Origin of the sequence: Pseudonocardia sp. HH130629-09 (genome assembly GCF_001294645.1) — a bacterium.
Lineage (GTDB): Bacteria > Actinomycetota > Actinomycetes > Mycobacteriales > Pseudonocardiaceae > Pseudonocardia.
This window is the reverse complement of record NZ_CP011868.1, coordinates 1,879,305-1,901,064: the sequence shown is the minus strand read 5'-3', so window position 1 is coordinate 1,901,064 and position 21,760 is coordinate 1,879,305. Positions and strand designations below refer to the sequence as shown.

The 21,760-nt window shown below is 74.0% G+C and carries 14 protein-coding genes and 1 pseudogene; 9 read left to right on the top strand and 6 right to left on the bottom strand.

The window, feature by feature from the left end; genetic code table 11:
• Positions 1-303 precede the first annotated feature (303 nt).
• Positions 304-2,679 (bottom strand): xanthine dehydrogenase family protein molybdopterin-binding subunit, encoded by a 2,376-nt coding sequence (locus tag XF36_RS08615; RefSeq protein WP_060711580.1) that lies wholly within the window; start codon positions 2,677-2,679, stop codon positions 304-306.
• Between the two features lie 111 nt (positions 2,680-2,790).
• Between XF36_RS08615 and XF36_RS08610 the strand changes: the two genes are divergently transcribed.
• A complete protein-coding gene (locus tag XF36_RS08610; protein WP_060711579.1) occupies positions 2,791-4,440 on the top strand; it encodes a fumarate hydratase in 1,650 nt (549 codons plus the stop codon).
• Between the two features lie 252 nt (positions 4,441-4,692).
• Here XF36_RS08610 and XF36_RS08605 read toward each other — a convergent pair whose 3' ends face one another.
• From XF36_RS08605 to XF36_RS08595, 3 genes are read right to left on the bottom strand one after another with little or no spacing between them, the layout of a single operon-like run.
• On the bottom strand, positions 4,693-7,416 hold the full coding sequence (locus tag XF36_RS08605; RefSeq protein WP_060711578.1) for a bifunctional GNAT family N-acetyltransferase/acetate--CoA ligase family protein: 2,724 nt from the start codon (positions 7,414-7,416) through the stop codon (positions 4,693-4,695).
• 8 nt (positions 7,417-7,424) lie between these two features.
• Positions 7,425-8,597 carry an acetoin utilization protein AcuC gene (locus XF36_RS08600; RefSeq protein ID WP_060711577.1) on the bottom strand — a complete coding sequence of 391 codons (1,173 nt, stop codon included), beginning with the start codon at positions 8,595-8,597 and terminating at the stop codon, positions 7,425-7,427.
• 34 nt (positions 8,598-8,631) lie between these two features.
• Positions 8,632-9,549 carry a sulfurtransferase gene (locus XF36_RS08595; protein ID WP_082375275.1) on the bottom strand — a complete coding sequence of 306 codons (918 nt, stop codon included), beginning with the start codon at positions 9,547-9,549 and terminating at the stop codon, positions 8,632-8,634.
• Between the two features lie 93 nt (positions 9,550-9,642).
• On the opposite strand from XF36_RS08595, the gene XF36_RS08590 reads away from it, so the two are divergent.
• Both XF36_RS08590 and galE read left to right on the top strand, forming a co-directional pair.
• Positions 9,643-10,359 (top strand): metal-dependent transcriptional regulator, encoded by a 717-nt coding sequence (locus XF36_RS08590; RefSeq protein WP_060711576.1) that lies wholly within the window; start codon positions 9,643-9,645, stop codon positions 10,357-10,359.
• Positions 10,360-10,374: 15 nt separating this feature from the next.
• The gene (galE, locus tag XF36_RS08585) at positions 10,375-11,343 is read left to right on the top strand and encodes a UDP-glucose 4-epimerase GalE (RefSeq protein ID WP_020623755.1); all 969 of its coding nucleotides are present in this window, start codon (positions 10,375-10,377) and stop codon (positions 11,341-11,343) included.
• A 104-nt stretch (positions 11,344-11,447) separates the two neighbouring features.
• Here the strand turns inward: galE and XF36_RS08580 are convergent, their stop codons facing one another.
• Positions 11,448-12,581, bottom strand: coding sequence for a DUF4192 domain-containing protein (locus XF36_RS08580; protein ID WP_060711575.1), 1,134 nt, complete (start codon positions 12,579-12,581; stop codon positions 11,448-11,450).
• A 195-nt stretch (positions 12,582-12,776) separates the two neighbouring features.
• Here XF36_RS08580 and XF36_RS08575 point away from each other — a divergent pair, with 195 nt between their 5' ends.
• Both XF36_RS08575 and sthA read left to right on the top strand, forming a co-directional pair.
• Positions 12,777-14,270 carry an FGGY-family carbohydrate kinase gene (locus XF36_RS08575; RefSeq protein WP_060711574.1) on the top strand — a complete coding sequence of 498 codons (1,494 nt, stop codon included), beginning with the start codon at positions 12,777-12,779 and terminating at the stop codon, positions 14,268-14,270.
• Between the two features lie 57 nt (positions 14,271-14,327).
• A pseudogene (gene sthA, locus XF36_RS08570) lies at positions 14,328-15,757 on the top strand (Si-specific NAD(P)(+) transhydrogenase).
• 1 nt (position 15,758) lies between these two features.
• On the opposite strand, the gene XF36_RS33865 reads toward sthA, so the two are convergent.
• Positions 15,759-16,742: a M23 family metallopeptidase gene (locus XF36_RS33865; RefSeq protein WP_238589181.1), complete on the bottom strand. Its 984-nt coding sequence runs from the start codon at positions 16,740-16,742 to the stop codon at positions 15,759-15,761.
• 492 nt (positions 16,743-17,234) lie between these two features.
• On the opposite strand from XF36_RS33865, the gene XF36_RS08560 reads away from it, so the two are divergent.
• The 4 genes from XF36_RS08560 to istB all read left to right on the top strand — a co-directional run bounded on the left by XF36_RS08560 (position 17,235) and on the right by istB (position 21,637).
• Positions 17,235-18,053 carry an SGNH/GDSL hydrolase family protein gene (locus XF36_RS08560; RefSeq protein ID WP_060711573.1) on the top strand — a complete coding sequence of 273 codons (819 nt, stop codon included), beginning with the start codon at positions 17,235-17,237 and terminating at the stop codon, positions 18,051-18,053.
• 111 nt (positions 18,054-18,164) lie between these two features.
• Positions 18,165-18,992, top strand: coding sequence for a glycerophosphodiester phosphodiesterase (locus tag XF36_RS08555; protein ID WP_060711572.1), 828 nt, complete (start codon positions 18,165-18,167; stop codon positions 18,990-18,992).
• Positions 18,993-19,529: 537 nt separating this feature from the next.
• Complete coding sequence (gene istA / locus XF36_RS08550; RefSeq protein WP_145981219.1) at positions 19,530-20,789, top strand: IS21 family transposase; 1,260 nt, start codon at positions 19,530-19,532, stop codon at positions 20,787-20,789.
• Positions 20,786-21,637, top strand: a complete 852-nt coding sequence (istB, locus tag XF36_RS08545; protein ID WP_060713594.1) for an IS21-like element helper ATPase IstB — start codon at positions 20,786-20,788, stop codon at positions 21,635-21,637. Before istA ends, istB begins: the two co-directional genes overlap by 4 nt.
• Positions 21,638-21,760: the final 123 nt, after the last annotated feature.

The following is a 21,760-nucleotide window of genomic DNA, read 5'->3' as shown; positions in this document are numbered from 1 at the left end:
AGAGTCTGCGCCACCGGGGAGCCGCGGAACAGTCGGGGGGTGGGTTAGCGCGCGTCCCGGCCGGTGGACACGCCGAACTCACCCGCACGGGCGATTCCGCGACGGAGCGCGACGCCCGTTCCGCCGGCCCGGCGACGGGGACGGCCCCGTCCGGGAACCGCCCTGCCGGCACGGCGCCACCCGCCGGCGTGGCGCTCCGCAACCACACCCGCAGTCCGGTGCCCACACCCGTTGCAGCAGGTGTGGATGCCGGACAGCAGGTGTGGATCCGCCACGGCGTCACCGGCCCGGGCCGGTGCCGGGTCAGATCGCGGCATCGTCCTCGGCGCCACCGCCGCGCACCGGCAGGTCGTCGAAGACCGCGGGCGGCTCCCGCCATGCCTGCTCCGGCTCCCCGGCGCGGGCCGCGCTGACCGCCCGCCACACCCGCTCGGGGGTGCAGGGCAGGTCGATGTGCCGCACACCCAGGTCCGACAGCGCGTCGACCACGGCGTTCTGCACCGCGGGCGTCGACCCGATCGTCGCGGACTCGCCGATGCCCTTGGCGCCGAGCGAGTTGAGCGGGGTCGGGGTCTCGGTCGTCGAGGTCTCGAAGGAGAACAGGTCGGCCGCGGTCGGGATCGTGTAGGCGGCGAGGCTGGAGGTCAGCGGCTGGCCCTCGCCGTCGAACAGGACCTCCTCGTGCAGCGCCTGCGCGACGCCCTGGGCGAGTCCGCCGTGCTGCTGGCCCTCGACGAGCAGCGGGTTCAGGATCCGCCCGCAGTCGTCGACGGCGACGTGCCGGAGCGGCGTGACCCGCCCGGTCTCGGTGTCGACCTCGACGACCGACAGGTGCGCCCCGAACGGGAAGGTCGCGCCGTCCTGCGCGGAGTCAAGGCCGACGTGCAGCTCCTCCCCCGTGGCCTCGGCCTGCCGGTGCACGTCGCTCCAGCTCACGGTCGGCCCGCCGGGCACCCCGGCGACCCCGAAGGTGCCGTCGTCGGTGATCTCGACGTCCTCCGCGGCGGCCTCCAGCAGGTGCGCGGCGAGCTTGCGGGCCCGCTCGTGGAGCTCGTGCGCGGCCTCGGACACCGCGGTCCCACCGAGCTGCAGCGACCGCGAACCGCCGGTCCCGGCGCCGCGCGGGACGAGCGCGGTGTCGGACTGGACGTAGCGGATCCGGTCCATCGGGATGCCGAGCCGGTCCGACACCAGCATCGCGAACGAGGTCGCGTGTCCCTGACCGTGCGCCGAGGTGCCCGCCGACACCGTCGCCGAGCCGTCGGCGTGCACGGTCACCGAGCCGTACTCGCCGCCCCCGCCACCGGCGGTGACCTCGACGTAGACCGCGATGCCGATGCCCAGGCGCACCGGGACGCCCGCCTCGCGGCGGCGGGCCTGCTCGGCGCGCAGCTCGTCGTAGCCGGCGATGCGCAGGGCCTCGCGCAGCGGCAGGTCGTAGTCGCCGACGTCGTACCGGGCGCCGGTCGGGGTGGTGTAGGGGAAGACGTCGGGCGCGAGCAGGTTGCGCCGGCGCAGCTCGACCGGGTCGATGCCCAGCTCGACGGCGGCGAGGTCGACCAGGCGCTCCAGGTGCGCGGCGGCCTCGGGGCGCCCCGCGCCGCGGAAGGCACCCATCGGGGTGGTGTTGGTCAGCGCGGACACGGCGTCGTAGCGCAGGTTCGTGACGTCGTAGACGCCGGTCGCCATGAGGTAGGTCGTGTGCAGCGGGAGCGCGCCGCCGAACCCGGCGTAGGCCCCCGAGTCGCCGACGACCCGCACGCGCAAGCCGGTCATCCGGCCGTCGCGGGTGAGGCCGAGCTCGTAGTAGCCGACCTGTCCGCGGCCGTGCGGCATCGAGACGAGGTTCTCCGAGCGGGTCTCGATCCAGGCCAGCGGCCGCCCGAGCGCCCGGGCGGCGGCGACGGTCGCGGTGTGCTCGGCGAGCACACCGGCCTTCGCGCCGAACCCGCCGCCGACGTGCGGGGCGATCACCCGGACCTGCTCGGGTTCCAGCCCGGTCAGCCCGGCGAGCTGGGTGCGGAAGCCGTGCGGCATCTGGGTGGAGACGTGCACGGTCAGCGGGAAGTCGGCGGTCGTCGGGTCGGCGACGATCGCGTTGCCCTCCATCGGGACGGCCGCGACGCGCTGGTTCACCATCCGCGCGCGGACGACGACCTCGGCGCCCTGCAGCGGGTCGCCGGTCCCCCGCTCACCCGCGGCGAGGTTGCTGCCCTGCTCGGGGAACTGCAGCGGGGCGTCGTCGGCGAGCGCGGCCTCGATGTCGGTGACCGCGGGCAGCGGGTCGTAGTCGACCTCGACGAGCTCGGTGGCGTCGACGGCGGCGGCGCGGCTCTCGGCGACGACCAGTGCCACCGCCTCGCCGACGAACCGGACCCGGTCGGTCGCCAGCGGCGGGCGCGGCAGCGCGGGGTTGAGGACCATCAGGCCGTGGTGGGCGGGCAGGTCGAGGTCGACCGCGGTGTACACGGCGAGGACGCCGGGCGCGGCCGCGGCGGCGGTGGTGTCGATGCCGGTGAGCAGCGCGTGCGCCACCGGCGAGCGGACGAACGCGACGTGGGCGAGGCCCGCCGGTGCGTCGGCACCGAGGACCAGGTTCCCGACGAAGGTGCTCGCACCGGTGATCAGGTCGGCGTCCTCGACGCGGCGGACGGAGGTTCCCAGGATCGAGCCAGGCATGTGGTCCACACTACAGCACTAAACGGAGGGTCATCCGTTTAATGCGTCTCACACGTCGCCTGCGTCTCCACCTGCGGTGCCCGCCCGGCGACGGCCGGTAGCGTCGCCGCCATGCCCGAGTTCCACCACACCGACGTGCTCCCGCTCGGCCCGGACGACAGCGAGTACCGCGAGCTCGACCTGCCCGCGGGAACCGTGACCGAGGCCGCGGGCCGCACCTTCCTCGAGGTCCCGCCGGAGACGATCACCGGTCTCGTCCGCGCGGCCGTCTCCGACATCCAGCACCTGCTGCGACCCTCGCACCTGAAGCAGCTGCGCGCCATCATCGACGACCCCGAGGCCTCCGGAAACGACCGGTTCGTCGCCACCGACCTGCTGCGCAACGCCTGCGTGTCCGCGGGCGGGGTGCTGCCGATGTGCCAGGACACCGGCACCGCGATCGTCGTCGGCAAGAAGACCGAGACCGTGCTGACCGGCGGCGACGACGAGGCCGCGGTGTCGCGCGGGGTCTTCGAGGCCTACCAGGAGCTGAACCTGCGCTACAGCCAGATGGCGCCGATCAGCTTCTGGGACGAGAAGAACACCGGCACCAACCTGCCCGCGCAGGTCGAGCTGTACGCCAAGCCGGGCCGGGACCCCTACTACGAGTTCCTGGTCATGGCCAAGGGTGGCGGCTCGGCCAACAAGACCTTCCTCTACCAGGAGACGAAGGCGCTGCTGAATCCCAAGCGGCTCGCCGCGTTCCTGGACGAGAAGCTGCGCAGCCTCGGCACCGCGGCCTGCCCGCCCTACCACCTGGCGATCGTCGTCGGCGGCATGTCGGCGGAGTTCAACCTCAAGGTCGCCAAGCTCGCCTCGGCCCGCTACCTGGACACCCTGCCGACCGAGGGCTCGCCGCTCGGGCACGCCATCCGCGACACCGACCTGGAGCAGCAGGTACTGGAGCTGACCCGCAACTTCGGGATCGGCGCGCAGTTCGGCGGCAAGTACTTCTGCCACGACGTGCGCGTCATCCGGCTGCCCCGGCACGGTGCCTCGCTGCCGGTCGGCGTCGCGGTGTCCTGCTCGGCGGACCGCCAGGCCAAGGCCAAGATCACCCCGTCCGGGGTGTACCTGGAGCAGCTGGAGCGCGACCCGGCGCGGTACCTGCCCGAGACCACCGACGGCGACCTGTCCGACGAGGTCGTGCGCATCGACCTGAACCGGCCGATGGACGAGATCCGCGCCCAGCTCTCGCAGCTGCCGGTGCGGACCCGGCTGTCGCTGACCGGGCCGCTGGTCGTCGCCCGCGACATCGCACACGCCAAGATCGCCGAGCGGCTCGACGCGGGCGAGCCGATGCCGCAGTACCTGCGCGACCACGCCGTCTACTACGCCGGGCCGGCCAAGACCCCCGAGGGCTACGCGTCCGGCTCGTTCGGGCCGACGACGGCCGGGCGGATGGACTCCTACGTGAAGCAGTTCCAGGAGGCCGGTGGGTCCCTGGTGATGCTGGCGAAGGGGAACCGGTCGAAGCAGGTCGTGGACTCCTGCGCCGCGAACGGCGGCTTCTACCTGGGCTCCATCGGCGGCCCGGCCGCCCGCCTGGCGCAGGACTGCATCCGCAAGGTCGACGTGCTCGAGTACCCGGAGCTCGGCATGGAGGCGGTCTGGAAGATCGAGGTCGAGGACTTCCCGGCATTCGTCGTGATGGACGACAAGGGCAACGACTTCTTCGCCGACACCAGCGCGCCGACCCTGCAGGTCACCTTCCGCACCTGAGCCCGACGCTGCCCGGTGCGCCCCCGCCGGGCGCTCCGGCACCGCGCCGTGGCGCCGCGCCGTCGCACCCCGGGACGTCGTGTCGCCCCCCCCCCCCCGCGCGGGGTGCCACGCGCGGTCACGGGGTGCGACGGTGTCCTCTGGCGCGGCACGGCGCGGCGTCCCGGGCGCGGCGTTCTCCGTGGCGCGGGGCCCCGGGCGCGGCGTCCCCGGGGCCGCGGCTCGCGGTCCGGGCGCAGGGGCGCGGGCCGGTCAGCGCAGGCGGCGGGGGCCCGCGTCGCGGCGGTCGGGCACCGGGCCGATCGTCACCCGGGCGCCGGCGACGAACGCGCCCTGCGGCGAGGCCAGTACCGGGTCGAGTGCGAGCGAGCGGACCTGCGGCAGGTCCTCGACGAGCCGCCCGATCCGCAGCACGACGTCCTCCAGCGCGGCGAGGTCGACCGGGTCGGTGCCGCGGTAGCCGGTGAGCAGCGGCGCCGCCCTCGGGGCCCGCACCAGCCGGGCCGCGTCCTCGGTCGAGACCGGCAGGACGCGGTAGGCACGGTCGTCGAGCAGCTCGGTCGCCATCCCGGACAGCCCGAACGCGACCAGCGACCCGAACGACGGGTCGTCGACGACCTCCACCGTGCACGAGGTGCCCTTCGGCGCCATCCGCTGCACGTAGACCTCGTCGGAGCCGGTGACCCGTGACAGCTCCGCGTGCGCGGCGCGCAGCGCCTCCTCCGAGACCAGGTCCAGGCGCACCCCGACGAAGTCGCCGCGGTGACGCCACTGGTCCGCGGTCGACTTGATGACGACCGGGTAGCCGAGCTCCCCGGCGGCGGCGACGGCGTCGTCGGCGCCCTTCGCCCGACGGAAGGTGATCACCTCCAGGCCGTAGCAGGCGAGCAGGTCGACCGCCTCGTCGTCGGTGAGGGGCGTGACGTCCGGGCCGAACGACGCCACGAGCTCGCGCGCCCGGTCGGCGTCGATGCCATCGGGCACGACGAACTCCCCGACGGCGGTGTCGCGCCACTGCGCGTAGCGGCTGACCCGGCCCAGCGCCGACGTCGCCCGTTCGGGACTGGCGAAGCTCGGCACCGACCCGCGGCCGGGGGTGCCGTCGGTTCCGGGGACCGACAGCTCGGCCGGGATGCCCTCCGCGGCCAGGAACACCGCGACGACCGGGACCCCGGCGCCGGCCGCCGCGTCACGCAGGGCGCGCGCGTGGTCCCGGCCCGCCACCGCGACCGGCGGGACGAACACCGCGATGAGTGCGTCCGGGCGGACGTCGCCGTCCAGGGTCGCGCGGACCGCGCCGGCGAAGGCCTCCGGTGAGGCCTGGGTCCCGACGTCGACCGGGTCCCCCGCCAGCTCCAGGCCCTCGTCGAGCAGCCCGTCGAGGACCAGCAGGTTGACCGCGGTGGAGTTGCCGACGACGGCGACCCGGCGCCCCTTCGGCAGCGGCTGGTGGGCGATGAGCAGCGCGGTGTCGAACATCTGCGGCAGGGTCTGCACGCGGATGACGCCGGCCTGCTCGAACAGCGCCTGCACGCTGGACTCGTCGATCGGCGCCGCGACCGAGGCCAGCGACGGCAACGTCCCGGTGTGCCGCCCGGACTTCACCGCGATGACCGGCTTGGTGCGGGCGAGCCTGCGGGCGACGCGCGCGAACTTGCGCGGGTTGCCGAAGGTCTCCAGGTACAGCAGCACCTGTTCGGTGTTCGGGTCGGTCTGCCAGTACTGCATCAGGTCGTTGCCCGACACGTCGGCGCGGTTGCCCGCCGACACGAACGACGACAGCCCCAGCCCGCGGGTGCGGGCGTTGGCGAGGATGGCGCTGCCGAGCGCGCCGGACTGGCAGAAGAACCCGGTGCGCCCGTGACCGGGCATCCGCGGCGCGAGGGTGGCGTTGAGCCGCACCGCCGGGTCGGGGTTGGCGACGCCGAGCGCGTTCGGCCCGACCACCCGCATCCCGTGCGCCCGCGCCTCGGCCACCAGACGACGCTCGGCGACGGTGCCGCCGGCGTCACCGGCGTCGGCGAAGCCGGAGCTGATGACGACCAGCACCTTCACGCCCTTGGCCAGGCAGGAGTCCATGACCTCGTCGATGTTCGCGGCCGGGACGGCGACGACCGCGAGATCCACCTCGTCCGGGATGTCGATCACCGACGGGTAGGCACGCACGCCCCGCACCGAGCGGGCGTCGGGGTTGACCGGGTACACCGGGCCGGTGAACCCGGCGCGCAGCAGGTTCAGCAGGACGGCGTGCCCGATCTTGGTCTCGTCCGCGGACGCGCCGATCACCGCGACCGAGGTCGGGTGCAGCAGGTTCGCGACGCTGCGGGCCTCGGCAGCCTGCTCGCGCGCGTAGCGGACCGCGATCGACTTCTCGGTCGGGTCGATGTCGAACTCGAGGTGCAGCACGCCCTCGGCGAAGGCCCGCGTGACGCCGTAGCCGGCCTCGCGGAACACCCGCACCATGGCGTGGTTCTCCACCAGCACCTCGGCCTCGAACCGGGACAGCCCGTTCTCCCGGGCGGCGGCGGCGAGGTGTTCCAGCAGGATCGAGCCGAGCCCGCGGGACTGGTGGTCGTCACGGACGACGAACGCGACCTCCGCGGAGGTGACCGGCTTGTCGGTGCCGGCCCCGTCCTGCGCGGCTGCTCCCCCGCCGGGGGTCAGCCCCTCGTAGCGGCCGACGGCGATGATCTCGTCACCGAGCAGCGCCAGGAACGCGACCCGAGTCCGGTGGTCGACGACGGTGAACCGCTCGAGGTCCCGCGCCGAGATCCGCGGGTACGGCCCGAAGTAACGCAGGTAGCGGGTGCGGTCGGACAGCTTGGAGTGGAAGTCGAGCAGCGCGTCGGCGTCGCTGGGCAGGATGGGGCGCAGGTGCACGATCCCGCCGTCGGAGGCGACGACGTCGGCCTCCCAGTGCCGCGGGTAGGGATGCTCGGGGGTGGTGGCCGGGGTCTCGTCGGTCGTCTCGGTCATGGTCGGTCTCAGTCCCGCGGGTCGTCGGGGTCGAGGCCGTGCAGCGGGAACACCGCACGACGGGTCTCCAGGATCGCGGAGTCGACGCGCTCGCCGAACGAGCCGCCCCACCGCTCGAACGCCGGGTCGGCGCCGTCGGACATCGACACCGGCAGCGGCGACCGGGTCCGGGTCGCGGCGAGCGCCGTCCAGTCCGCGGGGATCGAGGTGTCCGGGTCCAGGTCGCGGTCCAGCGCCACCGCCATCAGGTGTGTCCACGAGCGCGGGACCACCCGGTAGAGCGCGTACCCGCCGCCGCCGAGGACCAGCCACTTGCCGCCCGCGGTGGTCTCGGCCATCTCGCGCAGCGCGTGGTAGATCGTCCGGTGGCCGTCGACCGACAGCTCCAGGTTCGCCAACGGGTCCTCGGCATGGGTGTCCGCGCCGCACTCGGTGACCAGCACCTGCGGGCAGAAGGACTCCAGCAGCGACGGGACGACACCGTGGAAGGCCCGCAGCCAGCCCGCGTCGCCGGTGCCGGGGGGCAGCGAGACGTTGACGGCGTACCCCTCGCCGGCACCGCGGCCGGTCTCCCCCGCCCAGCCGGTGCCCGGCCACAGGGTGAGCGGGTGCTGGTGCATCGAGATCGTCAGCACCCGGGGGTCGTCGTAGAAGCAGTCCTGCACGCCGTCGCCGTGGTGGACATCGACGTCGACGTAGGCGATCCGCTCGTAGCCCTGCTCCAGCAGCCAGGCGATCGCGACCGAGCAGTCGTTGTAGACGCAGAAGCCCGCGGCGCGGTCGCGCATCGCGTGGTGCAGCCCGCCCGCCATGTTCACCGCGCGGTCCGCGCGGCCCTCGGCGATCTCCCGGGCTGCGGCGACCGAGCCGCCCGCGATCAGCGCGGACGCCTCGTGCATGCCGAAGAAGATCGGGTTGTCGGCGGTGCCCAGCCCGTGGCCGACACCGAACGGCGACTCGGGGGCGGACTTGACCGCCGTCTGGAAGCCGGGGGTGTGGACCCGGGTCAGGTCCACCTCGCCCGCGGACTCCGGGACGACCAGGTCGACGCCGTCGAGCACGCCCAGCCCGCGGGAGAGCTCCATCATCAGCTCCAGCCGCACCGGGTTGAGGGGGTGGTCCTCGGACAGCTGGTAGGTCAGGAACTCCGGAGTCCACACCACCGACGTGCGAGCGCTCATGGGCCGGAACCGTATGCCAGGCCGGCGGGCGCGGTCACTCCCGCGCGGCCCACGGCCGGTCCCCGATCTCCGCCGGGCGGTCCGGGTCGGCGCTCCACTCCGACCACGACCCGGGGTACAGCGCGGCCGGGGCGTCCGGCGTGGTGAGGCCGGACTCCTCCAGCGCCAGCACCAGGGCGCAGGCGTTGACACCGGACCCGCAGTAGGCGCCGGTCGCGACGCCCGGTGCGACGCCGGCGGCGCGGAAGCGCTCGGCCAGCGCGTCGGCGCGGTGCCAGCGCCCGTCCGGGCCGGTGTTCGCCGCGGCCGGGGTGTTGCGGGCACCCGGGACGTGCCCGGCACGCGGGTCGACCGGCTCGGTCTCGCCACGGAAGCGGACGGCGGCGCGGGCGTCGAGGAGTACCCCGTCGCGGGCCAGCGCGGCGGCCCCGTCGGCGTCGACGACGGGCATCCCGCCCGGCCGGACCACCAGGTCGCCGGGTGGCAGGGGCTCCGGCTCCGGTGCCCCGGCACTCGGGGCGCTCCCGGCAACGGGCAGGCGTGCGGCCTGCCAGCCGGCGAACCCGCCGTCGAGCACCCGGACCCGGCCGGGCGCGACGCCGGCCCAGCGCAGCAGCCACCAGGCGCGGGCGGCGACCGAGCCGTCGAGGTCGTCGTAGGCGACAACGAGCTGGTCGCCGGTGTCGTCACGGACCCCGGCCCGGCGCAGGACCTCCTGCAGCGCACCGGTGTCGGGCAGCGGGTGGCGCCCGCCGGGCCCCGGGCGCGCGGGGCCGGCGGACAGCTCGGTGTCGAGGTCGACGAACACCGCTCCGGGGATCCGGTGCGCCTCGTGGTCCGCGCGGCCGGGCGGGCCGACCAGACGCCACCGGACGTCCAGCACCACCGGTCGTGCGGTGTCGGCGGCCGGGGCGGGCCCCAGCAGGCCGGCGAGTTCCGAAGGGGGGATCATGGATCCGGACACGCGCCCCATCCTGCCCCGGACGGGCTCGCCATGCGCGGGAGCCGCCCTGGGTAGACTGGACGTCGAACGAAGGGGCCCCATGTGAACGACCTCATCGACACCACGGAGATGTACCTCCGCACCATCTACGAACTCGAGGAGGAAGGCGTCGTCCCGCTGCGCGCGCGGATCGCCGAACGCCTCGGACAGAGCGGGCCGACCGTCAGCCAGACGGTGGCCCGTATGGAACGCGACGGACTCGTCGTCGTGGCCGGGGACCGCCACCTCGAGCTGACCGACGAGGGTCGCGGCCGCGCCGTCGCCGTCATGCGCAAGCACCGGCTCGCCGAGCGGCTGCTGATCGACGTGATCGGGCTCGAGTGGGAGCTCGTCCACGCCGAGGCGTGCCGCTGGGAGCACGTGATGAGCGAGGACGTCGAGCGCAAGCTGCTGCACCTGCTCGACAAGCCGACCGTCTCGCCCTACGGCAACCCGATCCCGGGTCTGGAGGAGCTGGAGCGCGGTGACGACACCTCGGCGCCGTCGTCGGTGCCGCCCACCCTCGAGGTCGGCCTGCAGCGGCTCGACGAGCTGGCCCGCCGCGGCGGCGGTCGCGTGGAGATCCGGCGGATCGCCGAGCACGTGCAGCTGGACTCCGACCTCATGGGCGAGCTGAAGCTCGCGGGGATCGTGCCCGGCAACGCGGTCGAGGTGGGCCCGATCTCCCGCTTCGGCGACCCGGTGCCGGTGAGCTCGGACGACGAGAAGTCGACCGTCGCTCCGCCGGTCGCGCACGCCGTGCTCGTCCGCGCGATCTGAGGAGGATCCGGACACGTGAAGCTGCTCGTCACCGGCGGCGCGGGTTACGTGGGCAGCGTGTGCGCCGCACACCTGCTCGACGCCGGCCACGAGGTCGTCGTGCTCGACGACCTGTCCACCGGCCACCGCGACGCCGTGCCCGCGGGGGCGGAGTTCGTCGAGGGTGAGCTCGGCGCCCGCGCCGGGGAGGTCCTGGGCCGCGGCGGGTTCGACGGCGTGCTGCACTACGCCGCCCGCTCGCTGGTCGGGGAGTCCGTCGAGCAACCCGAGAAGTACTGGGACGGCAACGTCGTGGCCTCGTTCCGGCTGCTGGAGGCCGTCCGGGAGCACGCGGTGCCGCGGCTGGTGTTCTCCTCCACCGCGGCCACCTACGGCGAGCCGGAGCAGGTCCCGATCCCGGAGACCGCGCCGACCCGGCCGACCAACCCCTACGGGGCGAGCAAGCTCGCGATCGACCACATGATCACCTCCTATGCGCGGGCGCACGGCCTGGCCGCGACGAGCCTGCGGTACTTCAACGTGGCCGGGGCGCACCTGTCCGGTGACACCCCGCTCGGGGAGCGGCACGCGGTCGAGACCCATCTGATCCCGCTGGTCCTGCAGGTCGCCGCGGGCACCCGGGAGTCGATCTCGGTCTACGGCGACGACTGGCCCACCCCCGACGGCTCCTGTGTGCGCGACTACATCCACGTCGACGACCTCGCCGAGGCCCACCTGCTCGCCCTGACCCATGCCGTCGCGGGCCGGCACGACATCTACAACCTCGGCAGCGGTCAGGGGTTCTCCGTGCTCGAGGTCGTGCAGGCCTGCCGCACGGTGACCGGGCACCCGATCCCGGCCGTCGTCGCGCCGCGCCGGGCCGGGGACCCGGCGGTGCTGGTGGCATCGAGCGAGCAGGCCGCGCAGCAGCTGGGCTGGAAGCCGTCGCGCACCGCGATCGCCGAGATCGTCGCCGACGCCTGGGAGTTCGCCCGGTCCCGGTGACCCGGACCGCCGTCGGTGTCCCGGCCGGGCTGTTGACCGGCGGAGGTGCCGGTCGGTCGGGGTGCCGGTCGGCGAGCAACGGCCCGCCGCCTCGACCGACGGGCTCACCGGGCGGCCGGGTCGTCGGTCGCGTCCGGGTCGAGCATCGCGGTGAGCAGCCGCCGCAGTCCGCGCGGGCCCGCCCACCGCGCGGCGGGTGAGCGCGGGTCACGCGTGCCGTGCAGGCTGCTCGCCACCACCCCGGCGAGCACGTGGTCGGGCCGCTCGGCCAGCGCACGCTGCACCGCCCCGGTCGCGAGCGCACCGTCACCGCGCAGCAGGGCGCACACCGCGAGCAGCGCCAGCGGGTGGGCCCGCTGCGGTGACGGCAGGGCCGCGGCCAGTACCGCCCACAGCTGTTCGGCGTCCGCCGCGCGGCCGCCCAGGCAGCGGCGCAGTGCCTCGTCACGCACGTCACCGACGTCGAGGGCGCCGCACAGCGCCAACGCCAGCCGGTCGTCGACGACGAGCCGGCTCGCGGCGGCCTCGTCCAGGCAGGCGTCGAGCAGCGCGGTGCCGACCGCGGCGGAGACCCTGGCGGGCGCGGCGCCGGTGTCGCGCAGTCGGGCCCGGCGGCGGCGGGCGCCGGCGTCGCCGTCGAGCGGGGCGAGCACCGCAGCGCGGTCGGGCAGGACGGCCCGGCCGTCGCGGACCGCGGCCGTGACCCCCAGGGCGGTCGACGCCGGGTCGGGCAGGATGCCGCCGCAGGCGCAGGGCTGGTCGAAACAGCCCCAGCGGTCCCCCGCCCCGGTGCCCGTCGCCCAGAGCACCGCGACGGGCTCGATCCCGGCGTCGAGCAGCGCCCGCCGCGCGGCGGACCCCATGTCCCGGCGGCTCCGGCGCGGGCTCGGCCCGCCCGGGCCCGGGTCGCGCACGACCAGTGCCAGTGCCCGGGCCGGCCGTTCGCCGGTGAGCACCCCGACCGCCTCCTGGCACACCCGGCGTGCCGAGGCCGACGAGCGCGGGAGGTCGACCCGCACGGTGAGCCCGACCCCGTCCCCGTGACGCGAGCCGGTGAGCGAGACGAGGACCAGCGAGTCCCGGGGGTGGAACCCGAGCAGCACCGGGATCGCGGCGATCAGCTCGGCGGGGCTCTCCAGCCGCGGCGGCGGGCCGAACGGCTCCGGTGGACCGGGGTCGGGCGGGTCCGCCGTCCCGGGCGGCGGCGGGGCGGGTTCGGGCTGGGTGCAGGCGGTCATGGCACCACGGTCGGCCCGGGCCGGGGCGTGCGGAACACCGTCACCCGCCCGGCTGTGGACAGCCGGGCGTCACACCCCTTCCTGAGGGGGTGTCGTGGATGGTTCGGGGCGGCGCGGCGGTCGGCAGGTCGACCTGCACGAACGTTCTGCACCCGCACTGTGTGCACCACGGGCCGGGGGAGGTAGGAAGGTCCCATGCGCGTGTATATGGGCGTCGACATCGGCACGTCGGGTTCGAAGGGCGTCCTCGTCGACGCCGGCGGCCGGGTGCTGGCCCGGACCGACCGGGCACACGACACCGCGCAGCCGGTGCCCGGCCACGTCGAGCACGACGCCGAGGCCGTCTGGTGGGGCGACTTCGTCGCGATCGTGCGGGAGCTGCTGCCCGCCCTCGACGACGGCGCCGGGCTCGCCGGGCTGGGGGTGTCGGGGATCGGGCCGACCCTGCTCCCCGCCGACGGCGACGGCCGCCCGCTGCGCCCGGCCATCCTCTACGGCGTCGACACCCGCGCCGGCGCCGAGATCGACGAGCTGAACGCGGAGCTGGGCGTCGACGCGATCCTGGCCCGGGCAGGGACACCGCTCTCGTCGCAGGCGGTGGGGCCGAAGTGGCGGTGGCTGGCCCGGCACGAACCGGAGGTGTTCGCGCGCACCGAGATGTTCCTGATGTGCTCGTCGTACCTGGTGCACCGGCTCACCGGCGAGTACGTGCTCGACCACCACTCGGCCAGCCAGTGCGACCCGATGTACGACCTGACCGCCGCGGACTGGGCGCCCGACTGGGCCGAGCGCACCGCCCCGGGCATCACGCTGCCCCGGCTGCTGTGGCCGACCGAGGTCGCCGGGCGGGTGACCGCGGCGGCGGCCGCCGCGACCGGTCTGCCGGAGGGGCTGCCGGTCACCGCCGGCACCGTCGACGCGTGGGCCGAGGCCACCAGCGCCGGCGTCACCGGCGCCGGGGAGGTGATGGTCATGTACGGGACGACGATGTTCCTCATCGAGGTCATCGACCGTCCGCACCCGCACCCGGCGATGTGGACGACCCGCGGCGTCGAACCGGGTTCGTTCACCCTGGCCGCCGGGATGGCGACCTCCGGGGCGATCACGAACTGGCTGCGCGATCTCACCGGGGAGGGGTTCACCGAGCTCGTCGCCGAGGCCGCCGAGGTGCCGCCGGGCAGCGGCGGGCTGCTGCTGCTCCCCTACTTCGCCGGGGAACGGACCCCGCTGTTCGACCCGGATGCCCGCGGCGTCCTCGCCGGGCTGACCACCGGGCACACCCGCGGCGAGGTCTACCGGGCCGCGCTGGAGGGCATCGCGCACGGCGTGCGGCACAACCTGGAGGTCATGCGGTCCGCGGGCGGCGGCACGAAGCGCCTGGTCGCCGTGGGCGGCGGGGTACAGGGCGGGCTGTGGACCCGGATCGTCACCGACGTGACCGGGGTCCCGCAGGACGTGCCGGAGCAGACCGTCGGCGCCGCGCTCGGCGACGCGTGGCTGGCCGCCGTCGCGACCGGGGCCGAGCCGCGGCTGCGCGACTGGAACCCGGTCGTCCGCACGATCGAGCCGGACCCGGCGGCCCGCGAGGTGTACGACCGCTTCCACCCGCACTACCGCTCGCTCTACACCGCCACCCGGGAGACCGCGCACTTCCTCGCCGACGAGCGGAGACGCTCCTACCGGCCGTGACACGCTGTTCACACCCGCACGGTTGCCGCGCGGCACCCCGACCACCACGCTGTGCGGGTGAGTGCCGACGGGTCACCCGCCCACGACTACGACCTGCTGGTGATCGGCTCCGGTCCCGGCGGGCAGAAGGCCGCGATCGCCGCGGCGAAGCTGGGGAAGCGGGTGGCGATCGCCGACCGCGGCCACATGATGGGTGGCGTCTGCGTCAACACCGGCACCATCCCGTCGAAGACGCTGCGCGAGGCGGTGCTGTACCTGTACGGGTTCAGCCAGCGCGAGATGTACGGCGCCAGCTACCGGGTCAAGTCCGAGATCACCATCGACGACCTGCTGGCCCGCACCCGGCACGTGATCGGCCGGGAGACCGAGATCGTCCGCAACCAGCTGCTGCGCAACCACGTCGACATCCTGACCGGGACGGCGCGCTTCACCGACCCGCACACCGTCGTCGTCGAGGGGTCGGGGCGGGGTGACCACAACCAGGTCACCGCCTCGCACTTCGTGGTCGCGACCGGGACCCGCCCGGCCCGGCCGGACACCGTCGCGTTCGACGGCGAGCGGGTCGTCGACTCCGACCAGGTGCTGCAGCTCGGCCGGGTGCCGGGCTCGATGGTCGTCGTCGGGGCGGGGGTCATCGGCATCGAGTACGCCTCGATGTTCGCCGCGCTCGGCACCCGGGTGACCGTGGTGGAGAAGCGGGACTCGATGCTCGGCTTCTGCGACCCGGAGGTCGTGGAGTCGCTGAAGTTCCACCTGCGGGACTCGGCGGTCACCTTCCGGTTCGGCGAGGAGGTGTCCTCGGTCGAGGTGAACGGCCGCGGCACGGTGACCAGCCTGGCCAGCGGCAAGAAGATCCCGGCCGACATGGTCATGTACTCGGCGGGCCGGCAGGGCATGACCGAGGAGCTGGGCCTGGACGCGGCTGGCATCCAGGCCGACGACCGGGTCGCATCGAGGTCGACAAGCAGTACCGGACCTCGGTCGAGCACATCGCGGCGGTCGGCGACGTGATCGGGCTCCCGGCGCTGGCGTCGACGAGCATGGACCAGGGCCGCCTGGCGGCCTACCACCTGTTCGACGAGCCGGTCCGCGAGCTGCACGAGCTGCAGCCGATCGGCATCTACACGATGCCGGAGATCTCGTTCTGCGGGCGGACCGAGGCGGAGCTGACCGCGGCGGCGATCCCGTACGAGACCGGGCTGTCCCGCTACCGCGAGCTCGCCCGCGGCGCGATCGTCGGCGACTCCTACGGCATGCTCAAGCTGCTGGTGTCGCCCGAGGACCGCCGGCTGCTCGGGGTGCACGTGTTCGGCACCAACGCCACCGACCTCGTGCACATCGGGCAGGCCATCATGGGCTGCGGCGGGACGGTGGACTACCTCGTCGACACCGTCCTGAACTACCCGACGCTGTCGGAGGCCTACAAGGTCGCCGCGCTGGACGCGACGAACAAGATCCGGGCGCTGGAGGCGGTCCAGAGCTCCTGACTCAGGTGTAGCGGAACCCGTTCGCGTCGAGCCACGGCTTCGGGTTGATCTTGGTTCCGCTCGGGTCCACGACCTCGATGTGCAGGTGCGGGCCGGTGGACTGGCCGCGGTTGCCGACCTCGGCGATCTGCTGGCCCGCCGCCACCTTCTGGCCGACCGAGACCAGCGAGCGGTTGATGTGGCCGTAGACGGTGACCGTGCCGTCGGAGTGCCGGACCCGGACCCACATGCCGAACCCGCTGGCCGGGCCGGAGCTGATGACGGTGCCGGCGAGCGGCACGTGGATCGGGGTACCGATCGGCGCGGCGATGTCGAGCCCCATGTGCTGGGTGCCCCAGCGGGATCCGAAGCCCGAGGTGACCCGGCCGGTCACGATCGACACCGCACCGCCCGCGGACGCGGACTGCAGCGCGCCGGTGGCGCCCGCGGCGCGGGCGGCCTCCACCGCCCGGGCGCGCTCCTCGGCGGCCTTGCGGACCTGGTCGACCGAGGCGGTGGCGGCCTGGACCGCGGAGGCGGCCCTGGCACGGCCGGTGTCCGCGGCGGCGACGGTGCGCGCGGCCGCGGAGGGGGCGGCGGCCGGGGCGGCGAGCGAGGCGATGGTGGCCGGGTCCGCGATCGGGGAGGTCGCGGTGTCCGCGGCGGACCGGGGCGCGGGCACGGTGGCGGGAAGGGCGGCGTTCTGGTTCGACACGGACGACGATCCCGCCGTGTCGAACCAGGACGTCACGGCCGCGGACAGGTCGCCGGAGCCGACGGTCGCATGGGCGGTGGCCGCGATGCCGCCCACCGCGACGACGGCGGCGGCGATCCGGGTGGACGCCGACCAGCGCGAACCGTCCTCGGTCCGGATGTCACGGGCGCGCCGGACGTACGGACCTGCGGGGAACGAGCCGACCGGGGCCCCGATCCCGGCCACCGCGAGCTGCGGGGCCGGGATCGCGAGGCTCGTCCGACGGCTCCGGGGGGAGCGATGCCGTGCCACGACGATTCCTTCCGGATCGCGGAACGGCGGACAACCCGTGGGGAGCGGGCGGCCCCCTGGGGAGAAGCCGCGTCCGGTTCGTGACCGTTCCGTGATCTGATTCCGACGCTAGCCGGACGCACCGGACGGACAAACCCGAACGGGTGATCACGAGACCGACGGGACGTTGCGGGCGGTGGGCGGACGAGGCCTGCCACTCGCCCCGGCCACCTGCCGTTCACCGTGCCGCCGATCCGCTCGGTCCACCTCGGACAGGGCCCTGAGCTGGGCTTTCCGCCTGTAGCGCGCCGGGGTCGAGTGGTCGTGGCCGGGCAGATCGCCTTCGGCGCACTCACCCACAGTGATGACGCGTGCGCGGCAGCTCCGCGGCATGTCGTCCGCGGACGCGGCCCGGCCGGGACCCGTTCGGCGCACCTCGTCGTCGACGGCGCGTGCACCCCCTCACCCGGTGCCCGGATTGCCGCAGCGGTGCCGCCAGGGTTGTCTGAACGGGTGCGCCGCCTCCTGGTCCCCCTGCTGACGTGCGCGTTGCTGGTCGTCCTGGCGCCGGCGGCACTCGCCGACCCGGCACCGGCCGTCGCGGCCGCGGCCGCCGTCCGGTACGTCGCGCTCGGCGATTCCTACGCCGCGGGCGTCGGGGCCCGGCCGGACCCGGCCACCGGCGACTGCCGCCGCAGCGCCGCGTCCTACCCGGCACTGTGGGCGGCCCGCCACGACCCGGCGTCGTTCGTCAGCGTCGCGTGCAGCGGCGCCACCAGTGGCGAGGTGATCGCCCGGCAGGTGCGCACCGTCTCCGCCGACACCACCCTGGTGACGATCACCGTCGGCGGCAACGACACCGGGTTCGGGCCGGTCCTGGCCGTCTGCAGCACCGCCCGCGACGACGAGACCTGCCTGCGCGCCATCCGAGGCGGGGAGCGCGCCGCCCGCTGGATCGCTCCCGGCGGGCTGATCTCGACGATCGTCGGGGTCCGGCTGCAGGCCCCCGGGGCGAAGATCCTGGTCCTGGGCTACCCGCGACTGTTCGAGCCGGGCCCCGACTGCGACGTCCCCGGCGTCCCGAACGCCGTCCGCCGGGAGGCGCTGAACCGGGCCGCCGACACCCTCGACGCCGCCCTCGCCGACGCAGCCGGACGCTTCCGGGGCCAGTTCGTCGACGTCCGCGCCGCGTTCGCCGGACACGGGGTCTGCTCCGCCGACCCGTGGATCACTCCCCCGCCGGCGTCGGCCCCGGCCGTTTACCACCCGACCCCCCAGGGTTACCGCGACGGTTACCTGCCCGCGTTCGAGGCAGCCGTCACCCGACCCTGACCACCAGGTCCTCGCCGGGTCGTCCACCGGAGGACACCCGCGCGACACCGGCCAGACCGGCCGCGCCACGATGGTTCCCAGGTACCGCCCCCGATCCTGAGGACTCACCTCGTGCGACGCCTGCTCGGTACCCTTCTTGTCCCCGCTGCCCTCCTCGCGACGGCCACGGTCGCCCTCGCCGACACCGACCGTCCCCGGACCGGCCCGGAGGTCGTCGCGCACCGCGGCGCCTCCGCCGACGCCCCGGAGAACACCCTCGCCGCCGCCGACGAGGCGCTGGCCCAGCGGGCCGACGCCGTCGAGGTTGACGTCCAGCGCACCGCCGACGGCCACCTCGTGCTCGTGCACGACGCCACGCTCGCCCGCACCACCGACGTCGAACGGGTCTTCCCCACCCGCGCCCTGGCGCCCGTCGGCACGTTCACCCTCGCCGAGCTGCGCCGCCTCGACGCCGGGTCGTGGTTCTCCCCCGCCTTCGCCGGGGAGCGCGTCCCGACCCTCGCCGAGTTCGCCGACCGGCTCCGCGGCCGCGCGGACCTGCTGGTCGAGCTGAAGGACCCGGCGCGGTACCCGGGCGTGGAGAAGGAGGTCGCCTACGAGGTCGACGGCCTCCGCTCGGGTGTCGTCGTGCAGTCCTTCGACCACGACGCGATGCGCCGCTTCGCCGAGGCCGCCCCGGAGATCCCGGCCGGATGGCTGTTCGGCGGGCGCCCGACCACGGCACAGCTCGACGACGCCGCCGCCCACGGGGTCACCCAGATCAACCCGTCGTTCCGGGTCGTCGACGCCGCCCTGGTCGCCGAGGTCCGGGCGCGCGGGATGCAGACCGGCGTCTACACGGTCAACGACACCAACGACATGCGGCGGGTCGCGGCCACCGGGGTGGACAGGATCATCACCGACCGGCCCCGGGTGCTGCGGAAGGTGCTCTCCGGCTGACCCGGTCCGGATCGTCGGAGACACGTGGCGGAGCCTCGCTCACTGTCGGGGCAACGCGCGACGGTGACGGCATGGTGCACCTGGACCCCACCGTTGAGGATCATGCCTACTTCCTCGGCCTCTTCCAGACCGATGGTCACCTCAGCGCCGCCGACCGGAACCGTGGAGCGGCGACGATGCAGCGGAGACCGTCGCGCGGTGGCGCCGTCCCGAGGGAATGCGGGCACGGAGCTCACCTCGTCGGTGGACCGAAGCGGAGGACCAGGTCGTCCTGAGTCTCCCGCCGACGGACGCCGCTGCCCAGCTGGGCAGAACCCTCTCGTCGGTGTCGATGCGCCGGTGGCGGCTGACCAGGGCGGGACAACGGGAGGAGCCCCACCCACCGCCGACATCCACCTCACACCTAGACTTCACTCACGGATCGGGCACCGTTCCGGCCGGTGAGCGGAGGATCGGGGATGACGGTGTCGACGACGGGCTCAGACTGACCCCCTAGCGTCGGCTTGGGATTGACCCCCTCTGCACGACGCTGAGGGGGTGTTGTCGGTGGAGGACTGGGCCGAGATCCGTCGTCTGCATCGGGCCGAGGGTGTCCCGATCAAGGAGATCGCCCGCCGGCTGGGGGTGGCCCGCAACACGGTGCGCTCCGCGTTGCGGGCGCCGGGCCCGCCGAAGCGGGAACGGGGCCCGCGGGGATCGCTGGCGGATGCGGTCGAGCCGCAGGTGCGGGCATTGCTGGCGCAGTTCCCACGCATGCCGGCCACGGTGATCGCAGAGCGGATCGGGTGGGAGCACTCGCTGACCGTGCTCAAGGACCGGATCCGCCAGATCCGCCCCGAGTATGTCGGGATCGACCCGGTCGACCGGGTCGCCTACGCACCGGGCGAGATCACCCAGTGCGACCTGTGGTTCCCCGAGACCACGATCCCCGTCGGCCCAGGCCAGGAACGGGTCCTACCGGTGCTGGTGATGACGCTGGGCTACTCGCGGTTCTTGTCCGCGACGATGATCCCCTCGCGCCAGGCCGGGGACATCCTGTCCGGGATGTGGCAGCTGATCAGCGACGTCGGGCGGGTGACCCGCACGCTGGTCTGGGACCGGGAGTCTGCGATCGGCGGGACCGGGCGGGTCTCGGCACCGGCCGCTGCGTTCGCCGGCACTCTGGCCACCCGGATCCGGCTTGCCCCACCGCGGGATCCGGAGTTCAAGGGGCTGGTCGAACGCAACAACGGCTACTTCGAGACCTCGTTCCTGCCCGGACGTCGCTTCGCCTCCCCAGCCGACTTCAACCACCAGATCGACGACTGGCTGGCCCGGGCCAACACCCGCACCGTCCGAGCGATCGGCGGCCGCCCGGTGGACGTGCTCGCCCACGACTACGCGGCGATGACTCCGCTGCCGCCGCTGGACCCGCCGATCGGGCTGGCCCAGCGGATCCGGCTGGCACGGGACTACTACGTCCGCGTCGATGCCAACGACTACTCCGTGGATCCGCAGATGATCGGCCGGTTCGTCGATGTCGCCGCCTCACCGCGCGAGGTCGTCGTCTACTGCGCCGGCCAGGTCGTCGCCCGTCACGACCGCAGCTGGGCCCGCCACGCGGTGATCACCGACCCGGCGCACCAGCACACCGCCGCGGCGATGCGCCGCGCCCTGGCCCACGACCGCAACACCCGACAGGCCGCAGCACGCCGTCACCTCGACGGCCACCCGGTGACCCTGCGCGCACTGCCCGACTACGACGCCCTGTTCGGTGTCGACTTCGTCTCCACTGCCGAGGAAGCGAGCAGCTCATGACAACCACACCACCGAAGATCACCACCGACCCCGCTGGGAGCTCGGGGCCGGCCGGTCCGGTGCTGGCCGCGGTCCCCGACGGACTGCCGGCGATGATCGCCTACCTGACCCGGGTCCTGAAGACCCCGACCATCGCGGCCAGCTGGGAACAGCTTGCCGCCCAGGCCCGTGAGGAGAACTGGTCGCACGAGGAGTATCTGGGCGCGCTGCTGCAGCGCCAGGTCGCCGACCGCGAGTCCAAGGGCACGGTCATGCGGATCCGCACCGCGCACTTCCCCCAGGTCAAGACCTTGGAGGACTTCAACCTCGACCATCTGCCCTCGCTGCGCCGCGACATCCTGGCCCACCTGGCCACGAGCACGTTCGTCGCCAAGTGCGAGAACGTGATCCTGCTCGGCCCGCCCGGGATCGGGAAGACCCACCTCGCGATCGGGCTCGGCGTCAAAGCCGCCCACGCCGGCTACTCGGTCCTGTTCGACACCGCCAGCAACTGGATCACCAGACTCGCCGCCGCGCACCAGAGCGGCCGGCTCGAGGCCGAGCTGAAGAAGATCCGCCGCTACAAACTGATCATCATCGACGAGGTCGGCTACATCCCGTTCGACCAGGACGCAGCGAACCTGTTCTTCCAGCTCATCGCTTCCCGCTATGAACAAGGCAGCGTCATGGTCACCAGCAATCTGCCCTTCGGCCGCTGGGGCGAGACCTTCTCCGACGACGTCGTCGCCGCAGCCATGATCGACCGCCTCGTCCACCACGCCGAAGTCCTGACCCTGTCCGGGGACTCCTACCGCACCCGCGCCCGACGCGAGCTCCTGGCCAAACACAACCGCGCCAGCAACGACTGACCATCACCACACCACGCCGGGGGTCAGTTCCAATCCGTCGCTACGGGGTCACTCCCAACCCGCCGTTGACAACAAGGGCCTCCGGTTGGTGAAGCGGTTCCTAGACAGCTCCACTTCACAACC

Coding starts and splice junctions, on each gene's coding strand:
- XF36_RS08615 (WP_060711580.1), bottom strand. CDS start 2,679: ATGCCTGGCTCGATCCTGGGAACCTCCGTCCGCCGCGTCGAGGACGCC.
- XF36_RS08610 (WP_060711579.1), top strand. CDS start 2,791: ATGCCCGAGTTCCACCACACCGACGTGCTCCCGCTCGGCCCGGACGAC.
- XF36_RS08605 (WP_060711578.1), bottom strand. CDS start 7,416: ATGACCGAGACGACCGACGAGACCCCGGCCACCACCCCCGAGCATCCC.
- XF36_RS08600 (WP_060711577.1), bottom strand. CDS start 8,597: ATGAGCGCTCGCACGTCGGTGGTGTGGACTCCGGAGTTCCTGACCTAC.
- XF36_RS08595 (WP_082375275.1), bottom strand. CDS start 9,549: ATGATCCCCCCTTCGGAACTCGCCGGCCTGCTGGGGCCCGCCCCGGCC.
- XF36_RS08580 (WP_060711575.1), bottom strand. CDS start 12,581: ATGACCGCCTGCACCCAGCCCGAACCCGCCCCGCCGCCGCCCGGGACG.
- XF36_RS08575 (WP_060711574.1), top strand. CDS start 12,777: ATGCGCGTGTATATGGGCGTCGACATCGGCACGTCGGGTTCGAAGGGC.
- istB (WP_060713594.1), top strand. CDS start 20,786: ATGACAACCACACCACCGAAGATCACCACCGACCCCGCTGGGAGCTCG.